The sequence below is a fragment of the Vibrio sp. La 4.2.2 genome (assembly GCF_027586995.1).
In the GTDB taxonomy this organism is placed as follows: domain Bacteria; phylum Pseudomonadota; class Gammaproteobacteria; order Enterobacterales; family Vibrionaceae; genus Vibrio; species Vibrio mediterranei.
In genome coordinates, this window is record NZ_JAPPTJ010000002.1 from 453,948 (window position 1) to 469,129 (window position 15,182).

The 15,182-nt window shown below is 41.1% G+C and carries 14 protein-coding genes; 4 read left to right on the plus strand and 10 right to left on the minus strand.

The window, feature by feature from the left end; translation table 11 throughout:
* Positions 1 to 46 precede the first annotated feature (46 nt).
* The gene (locus tag OH456_RS05200; RefSeq protein ID WP_236110423.1) at positions 47 to 1,042 is read left to right on the plus strand and encodes a D-alanine--D-alanine ligase; all 996 of its coding nucleotides are present in this window, start codon (positions 47 to 49) and stop codon (positions 1,040 to 1,042) included.
* Here the strand turns inward: OH456_RS05200 and OH456_RS05205 are convergent.
* Positions 1,039 to 1,998, minus strand: a complete 960-nt coding sequence (locus OH456_RS05205) for an integrase (RefSeq protein ID WP_270032960.1) — start codon at positions 1,996 to 1,998, stop codon at positions 1,039 to 1,041. The two genes, OH456_RS05200 and OH456_RS05205, sit on opposite strands and share 4 nt — an antisense overlap.
* A 97-nt stretch (positions 1,999 to 2,095) precedes the next feature.
* On the opposite strand from OH456_RS05205, the gene OH456_RS05210 reads away from it, so the two are divergent.
* Positions 2,096 to 2,470, plus strand: coding sequence for a DUF3319 domain-containing protein (locus OH456_RS05210; protein ID WP_270032961.1), 375 nt, complete (start codon positions 2,096 to 2,098; stop codon positions 2,468 to 2,470).
* 1 nt (position 2,471) lies between these two features.
* Positions 2,472 to 2,783 (plus strand): stress response translation initiation inhibitor YciH, encoded by a 312-nt coding sequence (gene yciH / locus OH456_RS05215; RefSeq protein ID WP_038226864.1) that lies wholly within the window; start codon positions 2,472 to 2,474, stop codon positions 2,781 to 2,783.
* A 1,284-nt stretch (positions 2,784 to 4,067) separates the two neighbouring features.
* Here yciH and OH456_RS05220 read toward each other — a convergent pair.
* The 8 genes from OH456_RS05220 to OH456_RS05255 form a co-directional block, all read right to left on the minus strand.
* The gene (locus OH456_RS05220; protein ID WP_006075648.1) at positions 4,068 to 4,229 is read right to left on the minus strand and encodes a YoaH family protein; all 162 of its coding nucleotides are present in this window, start codon (positions 4,227 to 4,229) and stop codon (positions 4,068 to 4,070) included.
* Positions 4,230 to 4,307: 78 nt separating this feature from the next.
* Positions 4,308 to 5,426, minus strand: coding sequence for a conjugal transfer protein TraF (locus tag OH456_RS05225; RefSeq protein ID WP_270032962.1), 1,119 nt, complete (start codon positions 5,424 to 5,426; stop codon positions 4,308 to 4,310).
* Between the two features lie 91 nt (positions 5,427 to 5,517).
* A complete protein-coding gene (locus OH456_RS05230; RefSeq protein ID WP_031493195.1) occupies positions 5,518 to 6,396 on the minus strand; it encodes a DUF2861 family protein in 879 nt (292 codons plus the stop codon).
* A complete protein-coding gene (gene vxrB / locus OH456_RS05235; protein WP_006072729.1) occupies positions 6,396 to 7,055 on the minus strand; it encodes a response regulator transcription factor VxrB in 660 nt (219 codons plus the stop codon). Before vxrB ends, OH456_RS05230 begins: the two co-directional genes overlap by 1 nt.
* The gene (gene vxrA / locus OH456_RS05240) at positions 7,030 to 8,484 is read right to left on the minus strand and encodes a sensor histidine kinase VxrA (RefSeq protein WP_006072731.1); all 1,455 of its coding nucleotides are present in this window, start codon (positions 8,482 to 8,484) and stop codon (positions 7,030 to 7,032) included. Before vxrA ends, vxrB begins: the two co-directional genes overlap by 26 nt.
* Positions 8,485 to 9,104: 620 nt before the next feature.
* The gene (pntB, locus tag OH456_RS05245; protein WP_006072736.1) at positions 9,105 to 10,508 is read right to left on the minus strand and encodes a Re/Si-specific NAD(P)(+) transhydrogenase subunit beta; all 1,404 of its coding nucleotides are present in this window, start codon (positions 10,506 to 10,508) and stop codon (positions 9,105 to 9,107) included.
* A gap of 8 nt (positions 10,509 to 10,516) precedes the next feature.
* Positions 10,517 to 12,055 (minus strand): Re/Si-specific NAD(P)(+) transhydrogenase subunit alpha, encoded by a 1,539-nt coding sequence (pntA, locus tag OH456_RS05250; RefSeq protein WP_006072738.1) that lies wholly within the window; start codon positions 12,053 to 12,055, stop codon positions 10,517 to 10,519.
* Between the two features lie 344 nt (positions 12,056 to 12,399).
* Complete coding sequence (locus OH456_RS05255) at positions 12,400 to 12,675, minus strand: HlyU family transcriptional regulator (protein ID WP_006072740.1); 276 nt, start codon at positions 12,673 to 12,675, stop codon at positions 12,400 to 12,402.
* Between the two features lie 292 nt (positions 12,676 to 12,967).
* Here OH456_RS05255 and OH456_RS05260 point away from each other — a divergent pair, with 292 nt between their 5' ends.
* Positions 12,968 to 14,206 carry a GGDEF domain-containing protein gene (locus OH456_RS05260; protein WP_006072742.1) on the plus strand — a complete coding sequence of 413 codons (1,239 nt, stop codon included), beginning with the start codon at positions 12,968 to 12,970 and terminating at the stop codon, positions 14,204 to 14,206.
* A gap of 16 nt (positions 14,207 to 14,222) precedes the next feature.
* Here the strand turns inward: OH456_RS05260 and OH456_RS05265 are convergent, their stop codons facing one another.
* On the minus strand, positions 14,223 to 15,179 hold the full coding sequence (locus tag OH456_RS05265) for a Solitary outer membrane autotransporter beta-barrel domain (protein ID WP_242456565.1): 957 nt from the start codon (positions 15,177 to 15,179) through the stop codon (positions 14,223 to 14,225).
* Positions 15,180 to 15,182: the final 3 nt, after the last annotated feature.

The window sequence follows — 15,182 nt, forward strand, 5'->3', positions numbered from 1 at the left end:
TCGATCGTTTATCATTTAGTGAAAGCAATTTAAGGACAAGCTTAAGATGTCAGAACTCAATATTCTTCTTCTATGTGGTGGTGGCTCTGCTGAGCACGAAGTGTCTCTCGTTTCAGCAAACTTTCTTGAAAGCCAACTCAAACTCAATCCTAGATTCAATGTTACGCGGGTTGAAATAACTCAAGAGGGCTGGAAGTGTAGTGATGGTCATTTAGTTGTCTTAGACCTTAATCAAAAAGCCCTTGTTAATGATCAGCAAACTCTGCACATCGATTACGTTGTTCCTTGTATTCACGGTTTCCCTGGTGAAACCGGCGATATTCAATCTCTTTTTGAGATGGCAGGTATTCCGTATTTGGGCTGTGGCCCTGAAGCTAGTAGCAATAGCTTTAACAAAATCACATCGAAGTTGTGGTATGACACATTAGACATACCTAATACACCTTATCTATTCCTTACCGACAACGATAAAGAAGCTCATGCGAGAGCTACTCAAGCTTTCGAAAAATGGGGAAAAGTATTTGTAAAAGCCGCAAAGCAGGGGTCTTCTGTGGGATGTTACAGTGTAACTGAAATCGAACAGTTGGAGGCCAGTATTGATGCAGCTTTTGGTTATTCGGATCAAGTTGTTATAGAGCAGTCAGTAAAACCAAGAGAGCTGGAGGTCGCGGCTTACGAGTACAAAGGGAAATTGCACATTACCAAGCCTGGTGAAATTATCGCTCCTGATGGTGCGTTTTATACTTATGATGAAAAGTACAGTTCAGACAGTCATTCAACTACAACAGTAGAAGCGAGTGACCTAACAGACGAGCAGTTAAACATTATTCACACCAGTGCAGTCAAAGTATTCACGCAAATGAAGCTCAGACACCTATCAAGAATTGATTTCTTTTTGACCGAAGACAACAAGATTTACCTAAACGAAGTTAACACCTTTCCAGGTATGACACCGATTTCTATGTTTCCGAAGATGGTTGAGCATTCTGGTCTTGAGTTCTCAGAGTTTTTGTCCGACTGCATTGAATCTTCATTCCGTTAATCATAGTTATTGTCGTCTTTAAACTTTGCTTTTTCCTTTTCGGATAGTGTCCGCTTGCCGCTATATTGTAGTGGCATAGCGGGGCTAGCCCATCGACCAAATTCTTGAATTTCTTTTATTTTAAGACCGTCCTGAGCCAACTTTTTAACAGCACCTACACGACACGATTGGGAAGAAAATTTAACTTCAAACGGTAGTTCTAGTATGTCGCTGGCCTGACGTAAGATTCGAAAAATCGAAGAATCATTCAGTTCGTTGTCCTTAATGTTGCCGTGTCGGTCAATACCGGTAAATATAGTAGTGCAGGGTGTTAGTTCGAGCCATCGTAATAAAATGGTGCTTGATTCATTGCTTAATTGGTAAACTGCGCTATCAATCTCCACGAGACACTCATCGTATTCGTTAAGCTTTACATTCATTCGAGATAGTTGACGTAAATCTCGCCGTTTTAATGCGCATTCAAACATCACGCTATATATAGCCAAGTCTCTAATATCTTTCGGAGATTGACTACGTTCAAGTTTTAACCTCAACTGTTTGAGGTGTTCCTGTGTTAATGCTTGAGTTTCTGAGACAGAATCAATGCCTAAAACTCTTATATTTTCAATAATTAAGCCAATTTCTCTCGATTTGACAGGATCTTTAAAATCGAATAAATAGTGGATTAGTGATATCGTTACGACGTAACGTTTTATTGTTGAATACTTTCTTGTTCGTCGTTCACGCTCGATAAACGCTTTTATAGTGGCGACGGAAGCTGGAAGCGATGGGTAGTGAGAACTGAGACAAAAGTCATTGAACAATTTCCAATCTTTGGTCATCGCGATGACGGAATTTTTAGAATAGCGATAGGAAGTTAGTTCATCAAAGGTACTTGTATCTATAGAACCTCTAAGTTTCGCTAAGTATCTGTCAATTTGTTTTGTTTCTGTGATTCTGGGTATGTCTTTTTTCATACTAATGCACTATAACTCGATTGATTGGTTTAGAATAACTGATACCATGTGAAACACAATGTAAAGCATCAACGTACACAATAAGAGATAGATCTTTATGGCTCTAGCGAGTTATCGTGGGTTTACCCTCAAATCCATTGGTACAACAAACCAAGTTTGGAAAGTAACCATTAAAAACAGAGAGTTACAAGGCTCTTTACCTGCGGTTAAAAAAAGCATTGATTGGTGGTGTGATACAGCGTCTATCATAGATCCATCACAGCTGACGCAAGCTGCAACTGAACGCGCGAGCGGGTCTGCTGGCGCACAAGAAAATTTTCATGGGTTTACTATAAAGAATGATACAGGTGCAAATAATGCCTGGTACTGTATGTTTAATGGTAAACTTATCAAAGGTGGTAAGCTTGCAATTCAACGACACATTGAAGCTTATCTAATCGCAAAGAAGAAAGCAGAACAAACTAAGAACTAACATGACTCTTGTATATTCAACAGAAACTGGACGCATTAAAGAAGAAAAGCAAAAACCGGAACGTCCAAAAGGCGATGGTATCGTTAGAATTCAAAAACAGACTAAAGGACGCAAAGGTAAAGGTGTTTCAATTGTCACTGGCTTGGACTTAGAGGATGCTGCGCTAAAACTCATTGCAGCGGAACTGAAAAAAGTTTGTGGTTGTGGTGGTTCTGTCAAAGACGGCAACATCGAAATACAAGGTGATGCAAGAGACAAAATAAAAGCCGCATTAGAGAAAAAAGGATATACCGTCAAACTTGCGGGCGGTTAATCCAACAGCGTACAAGCCAGCATAATAATGCTGGCTTTTTTGAGCCTAATAGAAACAGAGTTAAACGTAGATTAACTCATGTGATTATTAGGTATTTTATGGTAAATGTCGATTATGGTTAAATCGGGACTAAAACAAGGTAGTAGAGCGGTTCAAGGTAAGGATTTTAAACTCATGCATCTTGTATTTAACATAAGATAGATAATGCGCACTCATCATGAGGTATATACAACGACGTATTAAGGCCTTTGACAACTACCTAAAAACTATCTTCTATGATTCTAGAGATTCTAGAGATTCTAGAGATTCTAGAGATTCAATTAACACTCTAGTTATCTAAGACCTGACAACGAGTTTGTATAAATCCTTAGGAACATGTTCCTTTCTTAAAAACGAAACCTCACGTTATAGAAACATAATGACGATAAAAAAAGCCACTTGAATGTTGGGGAGTTCAAGTGGCATCAAAAAACACCGGACGGCGTATGTGCAAATATTTTTTATTAATGTTCCCAACTAAAAGCAGCATCACTTTGAAGGAACCTAGATAACCTACCTTAAACTTCTCTCCTTACATAATAACGTTTTAACACGAAACCACATTTATGTTTTGTTACGCACCGTACTGGTTGTTGTCCTAGTTTAGTCTTTTTGGATCGTTGACTTTAACCTTGGAGCAACCTTTATGGTTAACAAATGGAATCAATTAGTCGAGTATTTTTATTATGGGTATGTGTCATCACAACGGTTCAGATGTTCAAAACACACGTCCGATATGGCGTGTGCTTCTAATAGTCGCAACTCTAGTCTTAGTTCTGGTGATCTTATTTGGCTAACTAAGAGATTATCATAAACGTGACACTGTCATGTTTTATTTGGTTTTGACTAATCAAAGTCACCTATCAGTCTTTGTAATCGAAGGCATGCCTCTTTATTGTTACAAGCCTCACTCACCTAAAAATGATCAAATTATGATCGTGACTACTTACTATTCTTTAACCACCTGCCTTCATTGAGCAGCATAATTCACTGCAACATATACACTGCTCGAACGGTTAAGTAATTTTATTACAAGCTCATATATTTAAATGAAGCTGACAGTAGATTATGCTTCTATAAATAATTGATATATATTGAATATGTTATTTACAATCACCAAGCGCTCATGAATCACGAGCGTTTTAGCTCTATTCTGTAGCATGTATTTGATATTCGAATGGATTGAATTTGGGCACAAAAAAAGCCCTTTAAAAGGGCTTTATAGATAAACTTGAATAACAGAAATCAACTTTGTTCGTCAGAACTGTCTTTCGATTTTTCTTCTCGGATCTCTTGAGCTATGATTTTGATCGCTTGAGCAGTACTAATCCCCTGCTTCATCAGTTCTTGGATTCGTTCTACAGCAGCTTGCTGCTCTTCATGACTAAGGGATAAATCGTCAAACATAAAGTCCTCCCAATAACACGGACGTTAATTAATGACAGGACTATAGACTATTTAGATTTACTAGCAAGGGAATTAAACCTAATAGGTTGCAATAAAGTTGATTGAAGCCCCCATAGCCTTAGGTGATGTGTAACTTGCAGCAATGTCCATTTCAATAATATTTAGAGGACGTAAACCGATACCTGCTGTAATTGTTCCATCTGAATCTCGAGCCATGTTCTTCATATACCCTCCCCTTAACTGAATTTGTCGCGCTAAGTCGACTTCTACACCCGCTCTTAGCATTCTTACGTCATCATCGAACTGAGTGAATTTCTTTTCGGTGTTCAGGTCGTAGTCTACGGAAAACTGAAAGTAATCAGCGATAAAACCTGCACCAACGGTATATAGGGGCGACAATTGGTATTCGTAGCCATAGTGTATGTCTTTTCCCCCAATATTCTTAGAACCGTTCGCGGTTTCAATATTTCGCGACAATATGTTTTTGGCTGAAAACCCTACTCTAAACGGACCATGGAACCATAACGCTCCGGCGTCAATGTTAAATGCGGTATCGCCCTGAGAGTTTTCTCTTATGTTGTTTAAATTAAAATCATTTAATGAACTTACTGAAGCGTACGTATAGGTTCTTTGGATTTTCGGAGAAACGCCGAATGAAAAATGTTGACCAAATAAAGTTTGGTACTTGGCCAAGGATATTCCGATTTCGGTAACGGCTACTGAAGCGGTTTTTACTGCCGATCTAGCCGCTTTTTCCGCATCATTACTACCTGTTTGATCAATATCTGGTGTAGCTACGTTTTCCACATATGCCTTGCCGAATATATTTGCCGCGATGAAACGGTTAGGAAGCCCAAATGCTACAGCACCACCAAAATCGACTTTGGCCTGTGTACCATTCAACTCATTAAGCGCTGCCGCACTCGGGTTATTTACGACGTTATCAACTTTATCCAACATTTTGTCTTCGTCGTTGTAGTTAAGCCCTAAGCTAGGTAACAACATTCCTGCATCATCGTTTCGTCGATAGATGGCAACTAGTGCTGGATTATAGAATGGAGCAGTAAGATAAGAAGCAGAGACAACCCCCGTTCCGCCCATCGCATCGCCACGAGCATCGATTGCTAACGTCGAAGCGCCTGCCGACATAGAAGTAGTAATAATAAGGGCTGCTAGTGTTTTTAATTGGGTTTTCATCTAAAAATAACGCCGTTAATCCTTTGTGCATTTATTAACGGCGTCGATTAGAGATTCTTTAGCGTTTTCAGAGCGAAATCTTACTTATGAGTTATTCATCGGCGGACACGTCGAACGTTTTACTAATTATTTGAGAACGCTCGAAAAGTATTGGGCCTTGCCAACGGCTTTGCTTCATTGAAACTGCAAGCACATATCGATCAGGTGTGATGTTGTTAGCTTCTAGACTCGTTGGATAATCAGACTCGTACTCTTTGCCCCATACTTGAGTATATTTGCCACCAATGTAATCGTATAAACCAACTTCGAGTTTTGGTAGCGGGCAATAAGGATTTAGAAGCGCATTTTTCTCGATACGCCATTCATCTTTTGCTGACCAACGAACAGTCTGTTTCAATGACTGATCGGTAAAGATCAACCACTGACTCCAAGTTTCGCCGTCAAGTAAGCGCACGTCAAGTCTATAAAGACCGACATCTAAGGGCGATGTTAAGTTGTAACGGATCCCATAAGCTGCCTCTTCCGTTACGGCGTCACCAATTGGATTCACGTAGAATTCGCTGTCGTTAGAAACTCTTCTATCAACCCATTTTTTTAGGCTTATTTCTGAAATGACTCGTTTCGATTCAATTTCTATCGCGGATAAATAGGTGTCTCTTCCTGGGCTTTGAATAGATTGTTGCCTTACTACCACAGAATTAATCCATTCAGGTAGAGGTTGAGAGGAGTAACCTTTACCGCAATCCACTTCTAAAGATTGTAAAAACAACCTATTTATGTGGTTCTTGATACTCTTAGTCGGTTGTTGTTGCCACTCTTCCACTAGCGATTGGAACATAGATTCCAAATCACGATTAAGTAAATGACGATGCGCTTGTGTAATGGTTGTATTATTTTCAAACCAATCGGCACCAACTGACGTTGATGCCGTAAGGATTGCTAGCGCTAAAAATTTTGATGCTCTAGACATTAGCCTTTCATTTTGTAGCCAACACCACGAAGTGTTTCGATCTCTAGCCCAGGAAGCTTCTGTCTAAGTTGTAACACGTGAGTGTCAACAGTTCGTGTTGTTGGGAAGTGATTGTAACCCCAAACATGGTCAAGCAGTTCATCACGAGTAAACACACGTCCCAAGTTACTTGCTAGGAAAAGCAATAGATCAAACTCTGTACGCGTTAACGTAATCAGCTCACCTTTATAGTTCACTTCACGAGTCGCTTTATCGATTACCAAACTCTCTGTTACAACCTTAGTTGCATCCTCAGTGTCAGCTTCTGGTGCGCGAAGCTGTGCACGAATACGAGCAAAAAGCTCAGCTTCCGCGAAAGGTTTGGTTAAATAATCATTTGCGCCTGCATCTAAACCGGTTACTTTGTCTTTTACTGTGACTAACGCAGTGAGCAATATCACTGGAACATCTTTGATTTTCTTCCAACCAGCAAGGTGCTCTACTGAGTCACCATCCGGAAGTTGTCGGTCGAGAATTACCAAGTCTGCTTCTTCCCAGTGTTGCTCGACCTGAGAGATGAATTCAGCGTGAAGGCAGTTATAACCAGCCAACTCTAAACTCACCAAAAGGCCGTCAGCTAGATTCTTGTCGTCTTCAACAAGTAGCAGTGTCTGTTTCACAAGGTATCTCCAAAATAAATGTTGTTGGTGGCCCGACTAGGTACATCTTACCGCCCATTCGACCAACCATAGATTCTACTATAGTAAGACCAAGCCCAAGGCCTGCCTTACTTACAAATGGCTTTCTAAGCTCACGCCAGTCCTTTGAAGTTAATTGTCCGTTGTCGATGACTTCAATTTTGATAGAGTTTGAAGAAGTCACAACATTCAAACTCACTGGTGCAACGCCGTACTTAATCGCGTTACGTATTAGGTTATCAATACAAGTTCCTAACCAATATATGTTAATTTTAGCTGCTACGTCTTGATTAATAGTCAAATTCACGTCAGCTTCAAATTCTTCCTCTGCTTTGAAACTTAACCAATCTTGTACAGATGGTAGCCATTCTGTCGATAAAGGTTTGTTATCAGATTGTAGGTAGTCTTTACTGGCCTCAGCTAACTGACGCAGTCTACGTGTATCTTCACATAGTCTTCTAAACTCATCATATACAGTTTCTGGTAAGTGCTCAAATTCACGTCTGAACCCTTCAACTGTCAGAGATAAACTGGCGATGGGTGTTCTCAATTCGTGTGTAAGAATTTGTAACACTAACATCCGGCTTTTCATCTCTTGACGTTTTGTATTCCAGCGATAGATTGCCCAACCAATTACTAACAGTATGTTAGCGATGATCAAGCTGATCATGCTGATACGAAGTACATCAGAATGATCTTCGACTTCCCAACATAAGTTCCCTCTTTGCACGAAACACGTATTGGTTTGAGAAGCTAGTTTAAAGTTGAGGCCAGCCTCTTTTGCTTTCGAGATCCAAATGTTCGAAGGGAATAAATAGTAAATATCGCCTCTTCTCAACCACAGTTCCTCGTTTTCAACGAACATTGAGGAGCCTCGGATTAAGGATATAACAGTTTGCTCATCCATCACTTGCAGCCTACCCAAGAGAGAACCTGGTGCTGCCAGTTCTCTTTCTTTGATGTGCATAAACTTTTGAAGTTCTTGTTTTTTATCTGGGTATTTGGTGATGTACCTAGCTGCGTAAGTACCACCACCGGGATGAATCAGTCCACTGCGCGCAAACCATTTCGTCGATAACTTACGACCACCACACATTGCTCTAGTAAAAACTAAAGGTTCTGTGATTAAAGGGCTTAGTGGTAACGTGCCACTGCACTTTTCAGCCAACCGATAGAGTTGTTGTACTTCTTTCAAGGGGTATTTACTTGTTTGAGGAAGCATAGATATAGGTGTAAGAAGCTGTGTCGGGTAATCAGCCTGAATAACCCTTACATCGTATGAGGCGGTCGCTTGTTCGAAATCAAAAAAACTGACGAAATTATCTATACGTTCAGGTAGCGACTCAGCAAAAGCCAGAGGAGCAAGAACAATAGATATAATGGTAAGCAAAGGGCGCGCTAGTTTCTTCAAACGAATTATCTTGTCTGGTCAATAATATAAAAACACTAATTTACATATTATCGGCAAGATTCGCGCCAAGTGCACGCAATTATTTTGTCAATTATTGGAAAACACGACTTGAGGTTCTATTTACCATGCTGACTTAAAGGTAGCCCGTGTTATGACGTCAAGATCTTTCCAACTCGACCTTTTAGCTTCGCTAAACGCAGTTCAGCTATGCGTTTTTGACGCAAGATGCTCTTTGCAGTTCCACGATCCGGATCGATACAAGCTTGGTACTTTAGCTGTGAGTAAGAGGTTGTTGAACAACTAAAATACTGTGTACAGGCTTCTTGTCGTTTGTCGAGCGTCGATGTGATATCGGCGAGATGATTTTTATGAACTAGATAATAAGATTTGGAGTCCTTTGCATAGTTCACTATTCCAACTGACATAATCGCGGCAAAGATTGTAAAGCAAACAAAAGATTTTAGCATCGAAGTCCCTTAATTGAAGTGTTGTTCTCACTGAGTGATTAGGCTTAAATCAATACAAACACTACAAGCTAACGGCGTTTCTATTGGTTATAGTAGTTATAACCGGACACAAAAAAAGCCAGCATATGCTGGCTTAATCATTTTTAGTGAGCTTTAAAGCGCCTTGGAAATAGCGTCCACACTTTCTTTAGCATCACCGAAGAGCATCGAGGTGTTCTCTTTAAAGAACAGCGGATTTTGTACACCCGCATAACCCGTATTCATCGAGCGCTTAAATACAATAACATTTTGCGCGTTCCAAACCTCTAGAACAGGCATACCAGCAATAGGACTATTTGGGTCTTCAAGAGCCGCAGGGTTAACCGTGTCGTTTGCACCAATAACTAGGACCGTGTCAGTTTCGCTAAAGTCATCGTTGATTTCGTCCATTTCCAGAACGATATCATAAGGTACTTTCGCTTCCGCCAATAGAACGTTCATGTGACCAGGTAAACGACCCGCGACGGGGTGAATACCAAAACGCACTTCCACGCCTTGAGCACGCAATTTTTCAGTGATTTCATGCACTGGATACTGAGCCTGAGCCACCGCCATACCGTATCCAGGAGTAATAATAACTGACTTGCTATTTTTAAGCATATCGGCAACATCTTCAGCCGATGTCTCGCGATGTTCACCTTGCTCTTCATCGCTTGAAATAACCACTTCTTGACCAAATCCGCCGGCAATAACACTAACGAACGAACGGTTCATCGCTTTACACATGATGTAAGAAAGGATGGCACCTGACGAACCGACCAATGCACCTGTAACGATGAGCAGGTCGTTTGCTAACATGAAACCAGCTGCCGCTGCTGCCCAACCAGAATATGAGTTAAGCATTGAAACGACTACTGGCATATCCGCACCACCAATGGATGCAACCAAGTGATAACCGAATGCGAAGGCAATTAGTGTCATCACAATTAGAGCAAACATGCTGCCGTCTGCTTTCACGAAGTAGATCATCAGCAAGGTTGAGACAACAATTGCAGCAAGGTTGAGTTTGTGTTTGTGCGGAATATTAAGTGGCGATGATGAAATAACCCCGCGTAATTTACCGAATGCGACTATAGAACCAGTAAAGGTTACTGCACCGATAAACACGCCTAAAAAGACTTCTACCATGTGAATTACATGATGAGCATGAACTTCGGCTTCAGAAAGCATTTCAACGTTAGCGATTGCCGGTGGATCAATATAACTATTGTAACCAACAAGAACAGCCGCTAAACCTACGAAGCTGTGAAGAATTGCTACTAGCTCGGGCATTTCAGTCATTTCTACTTTACGTGCATAGAAAATACCAATCGCCCCACCGATTACCATTGCTACAATAACCCAGCCGAAGCCTTGCGCATCAGGACTGAAAATAGTCGCAATTAACGCGATTGCCATACCAGCGATGCCGTAATAGTTACCAGCACGTGCTGAGGTCTGTTTAGACAGACCCGCTAAACTCATAATGAAAAATAATGCAGCAACAATGTATGCTGCTTGTACTAATCCTGCAGACATGTTGCCTCCTATTTATCTTTACGGAACATTTCAAGCATGCGCTTGGTTACGGTAAAGCCACCAAAAATGTTGATGCTTGCTATTAATACCGCGATAAAGGATAAAAACGTGACAACGCCACTTCCTTGTCCAATTTGAAGAAGTGCACCTACAACGATAATCCCTGAAATCGCGTTAGTTACCGACATGAGTGGTGTATGAAGTGCATGTGTGACGTTCCATACCACGTAATAACCTACTACACACGCCAATACGAAGACTGTAAAGTGAGATAAAAACGCGGCCGGCGCAACAGAAGCAACCCAGCCAAATACACCAACGGCAGCAGCAAGACCCAGCAGCTTTTTCACTGGTGACGTTGGCTCTTCTACTTTTTCCGCAGGTTTAGCTACTTCTACTTTTGCCGGAGCTGGTTGAGCAGAGACTTGAATTGGCGGTGCTGGCCATGTGACCTCACCTTCTTTAACTACGGTTACACCGCGAAGTACAACGTCTTCAAAATCGATGTCAATATTGCCATCTTTCTCTTTACAAAGAAGTTTTAGAAGATTGACTAGGTTAGTCGCATAGAGCTGAGAAGATTGAGTTGGAAGGCGGCCTACCATGTCTGTATAACCGATAACTTTAACACCGTTCTCTGTTGTTACCACTTGGTCAGCAACAGTGTATTCGCAGTTACCACCATTCGCTGCAGCTAAATCAACGATAACGCTGCCAGGCTTCATTGCATCAACCATTTCCTTTGTTACCAGCTTTGGAGCTGGTCGACCAGGAATCAATGCCGTGGTAATAATGATATCAACATCTTTAGCTTGCTCCATGTAGAGTTCAGCTGCTTTTTTGTTGAATTCATCTGACATTTCTTTCGCGTAGCCATCACCTGAGCCCGAGTTCTCTTGGTAATCAACTTCCAAGAACTCTGCACCCATCGACTCTACTTGCTCTTTTACTTCTGGACGCACGTCGAATGAACGAACGATTGCGCCAAGACTGCCTGCAGCACCTATCGCAGCTAAGCCAGCAACTCCAGCCCCAGCTACCAGCACTTTAGCGGGTGGCACTTTACCAGCAGCGGTAATTTGACCAGTAAAGAAGCGTCCAAATTCATGTGCAGCTTCAACGACGGCTCTATAACCAGCAATATTGGCCATGGAGCTTAATGCATCTAAAGCCTGTGCACGAGAGATTCGCGGTACCGAATCCATAGCCATCACGTTAATGTTCTTACTTGAAAGCTTTTCCATTAACTCTGGATTCTGGGCCGGCCATATAAAGCTCACTAAACTCGCTCCATCTTTAAGGAAAGTAATTTCCTCATCAGTAGGCGCATTTACTTTTAGCACTAAATCCGACTCCCATACTTCCTTTGAAGAAGTGATGGTAGCTCCAGCGGCTTCATAAGCTGAATCGTCAAAACTCGCAAGCAGACCCGCTTGTGATTCTATTGAGACATCAAACCCCAATTTTAGTAACTGCTCAACCGACTTGGGCGTCGCAGCGACTCGCGTTTCTCCCGCGAGAATTTCTTTTGGCACACCAATTTGCATAGCTATTCCTTAACTATTGGCAGAAGTATTGTTCTTTTTTAACCAACCAAGTGCACAACATCAAGCTATTTGTAATAAAAAAACAATATTTCATTACATATAACTGAACGTAATGACTTTTAAACAGGCATCTTTAGTAAAAAAACCACACGAAACCCTCAATATAGAGGTCTTACCAGTGTTATAATACGCTTTCGCAGAGGAATTTCGTGTAGGTAGGTCATATTATGACAATAAATGCTGCAAGCAGATGACCAACATCAATTAAATCAAACAACTAATACTGGTCTTGCCAGAATAAATCTTCATCAATCGACATCAATATATTGGTGGTGGGATTGATTTTAGAAAATACTGTCTCCCATTTGGTCGATGAACATTTGTGCTTTTTTTAACATTAGCTCATTCGCATCAGACTCAGACCCAACCACGTCAGAGCGAATAAAGCGATGCTCTTTTATTTCATCACCAAATTGCTTTGTAATCCTGCCCGCAATCCTATACTGGCCACCTTCAGCTAACGCTTCCTGGTAGATTAAAAAACCTTTGTACTCAACTGGCTCAACGATTTTTGGCTCGGCAGCCTTAGAGCTACCAAATAACTTAGAGAAGAATCCCACTTTTTTTCCTCTTTCTATATGGATTGATTCATGTTGTAGGGTTTATAGCGCTTGGTCAACCATTAGCGTTTGGAAAGTGAATCTTGTTTACAATTTGCGTTACTTCTAGCTTCGCTATATAGACGTTAGGTTTATGAAACTCATTAAACTAATGAAGTGATTTTTCTTGAGTTTGAGAATATGGCGTGAGTTTTGAGCCTTCCATTAACAAATTACTTGGCAAAACATCAAATTACCGTATCCTAAGGTGTTGAACTATAATCTACTGTTAAGTCTCTGAGTCATATCGTTAATGTCGACCTCTTTTGCTAGCTCAAATCTGTTCCGGCTATTTATTCCCCTTATCATGATTGCGGGTATACTCGTAGGCTTAAACCATATCATTGCAGCAACTCAAGCCAACTCCGGCTTTGTTACAAACCTGCCCTATATTTTGTTTGGTACTGCTTTCGCACTAAGCCATAGCTTCAAACAATCGCGTATTGCTATGGTGGCACTTTCAATGTTGTTAGCGTACGGCGTAATTCAATTAAGATTACAAAGTCCTTTATCGACAGGAACGACTCTTCTAGAACTCTCCTTGTTAAGCCTTTTACTACCTGTTGCTTGTTGTCTTGCGTTTCTGTTTCCAGATACCGGTGTATTGAGCAAGGGAATGTACCTTTTCTCTGCTATTGTCATAAGCTTTTTACTATGGAGCTATTTGATATTGAGCCACTTTGCTACTGGTGGCTTTAACCATTTTGACAGTGATCTGCTCTTGGCCATTCCTGAAATTTCGCGTTTACCTTTGGTTTTAGTTTTGTATAGCCTTGCTATAACCGGTGCAACGGGTATTTTCTTATTAAATTACAATCGACCGATTGATGCTGTTGTTTATACCAGTATCTTGCTTGCGAGCAGCACATTCATTTTCTTTCATGTACCGCATATGTCGAGCACTCTGTTTTCTTTAGCGGGTGTTTTAGTCATTATTTATGTTATTTCCGCCAGCCATCAAATGGCGTTTAACGATCGACTAACAAACATTCCTGGTCGTCGTGCTTTAGAAATGGACATGAAGCATTTGGGCAGAAAGTTCACTGTTGCGATGCTGGATGTCGATCACTTTAAAAAATTTAATGATACCTACGGTCACGATACAGGTGATGATGTATTGAAACTGGTTGCTTCACGAATGTTATCTGTTGGCGGGAACGCACGAGTCTATCGATATGGTGGCGAAGAATTTACGATTCTGTTTAAGGGTAAAACAGCCAAGGACAGTAAAGTCTATCTTGATGAATTGAGAGAGAAGATAGCGGATTATGAAATGGTGATTAGAAATAACGCCGAACGCCCGAATGACAACAAAAAAGGCGCAAAACAACGTAGTGCGAGCAACAAAGGTTCAACAGTAAGTATCACTGTAAGTATTGGTGCAGCAGACAGCAAAAGCACAAAAAAACCAGAAGAAGTTTTAAAGAAAGCAGATAAAGCGTTATATAGCGCCAAAGAAAAGGGACGCAACCAAGTTCAGTGCGCCCGCTGATACTGTCCTACGTGAATTAATCTTGGTTGAAAAACAGGACTATGCTACCCCCTTTGAGGTCACTTCCATAGTTAATACTTAATCCAATCCCGATATTATCAACAAACTCAATCTTAAACGGAGGTGTCATTAGCCAACCGACCGTACCTTCGTAGTAATGAGGAGTTCCAAGCATACCGACAGTATCCCCTCCAATATCGACTCGCCTAAGACTTGTGTAAATAGTCTGAACTGAACGCCCCCAATCAGTTACATCATAAAATAATTTGGCTTCATTGGACCAATACCAGCCTTCAGGCGTTCCCACATCCCCATCATTTGCTTTTCCCCAACCTACCCCTGAGAAATAGTTGAAGGTTGAATTAAACTTCACTTCCCCCCACGGTTTGTATTTGTGGTAATTGAAGCCGACTTTAGGTTGCAAACTAGCTGCCCACGCAGACGTATTGACGACTTTGCCATCTAGGAACGGCTGAAGTAATTTTGAATAAGGAGATTGAAAATCATAATCACTGTGCAGATATTGAAGGTGTACTCCTATGCCTGTCTCAAACGTCCAGTGTTTAGAGAACTGTATTTCTTGTTCATAGCCTGTAAACGCACCTAAAACATATTTGGTATGGCTATCTGGTGCATCTACGATTTGGTCTTGAATTCTGAGCGCTGAAAACCTAAGTGTTAGCCTCTGTTGGAAACTGTCATCATCATTTAACGAAAAGGTAAGCGGTAACGCAGAGACAGCAATGTTTTTGCGTCGATCAAGCGCCTCTTGCGAGCCAATTTCGTCGTTATCAATATTGAGTACTGAGCTTGGATCAAAGTCTTTGAACCCTAATGTAAGAGCATCACTGTCTGTGAGAATGATAGCTGCTGCGAAATCTTCTTCAAACAAATCACGGAATTCAGGCTCAGCTGCGCTGTGAGAAGATAAAGTTGTAAAACACATCAAAGAAACGAAACGAGCCTTGGACACAGC

What these genes read in the sequence shown, in the direction of transcription:
- OH456_RS05200 (WP_236110423.1), top strand. Translation starts at nt 47, where the DNA reads ATGTCAGAACTCAATATTCTTCTTCTATGTGGTGGTGGCTCTGCTGAG.
- OH456_RS05205 (WP_270032960.1), bottom strand. Translation starts at nt 1,998, where the DNA reads ATGAAAAAAGACATACCCAGAATCACAGAAACAAAACAAATTGACAGA.
- OH456_RS05210 (WP_270032961.1), top strand. Translation starts at nt 2,096, where the DNA reads ATGGCTCTAGCGAGTTATCGTGGGTTTACCCTCAAATCCATTGGTACA.
- yciH (WP_038226864.1), top strand. Translation starts at nt 2,472, where the DNA reads ATGACTCTTGTATATTCAACAGAAACTGGACGCATTAAAGAAGAAAAG.
- OH456_RS05220 (WP_006075648.1), bottom strand. Translation starts at nt 4,229, where the DNA reads ATGTTTGACGATTTATCCCTTAGTCATGAAGAGCAGCAAGCTGCTGTA.
- OH456_RS05225 (WP_270032962.1), bottom strand. Translation starts at nt 5,426, where the DNA reads ATGAAAACCCAATTAAAAACACTAGCAGCCCTTATTATTACTACTTCT.
- OH456_RS05230 (WP_031493195.1), bottom strand. Translation starts at nt 6,396, where the DNA reads ATGTCTAGAGCATCAAAATTTTTAGCGCTAGCAATCCTTACGGCATCA.
- pntB (WP_006072736.1), bottom strand. Translation starts at nt 10,508, where the DNA reads ATGTCTGCAGGATTAGTACAAGCAGCATACATTGTTGCTGCATTATTT.
- pntA (WP_006072738.1), bottom strand. Translation starts at nt 12,055, where the DNA reads ATGCAAATTGGTGTGCCAAAAGAAATTCTCGCGGGAGAAACGCGAGTC.
- OH456_RS05260 (WP_006072742.1), top strand. Translation starts at nt 12,968, where the DNA reads ATGTCGACCTCTTTTGCTAGCTCAAATCTGTTCCGGCTATTTATTCCC.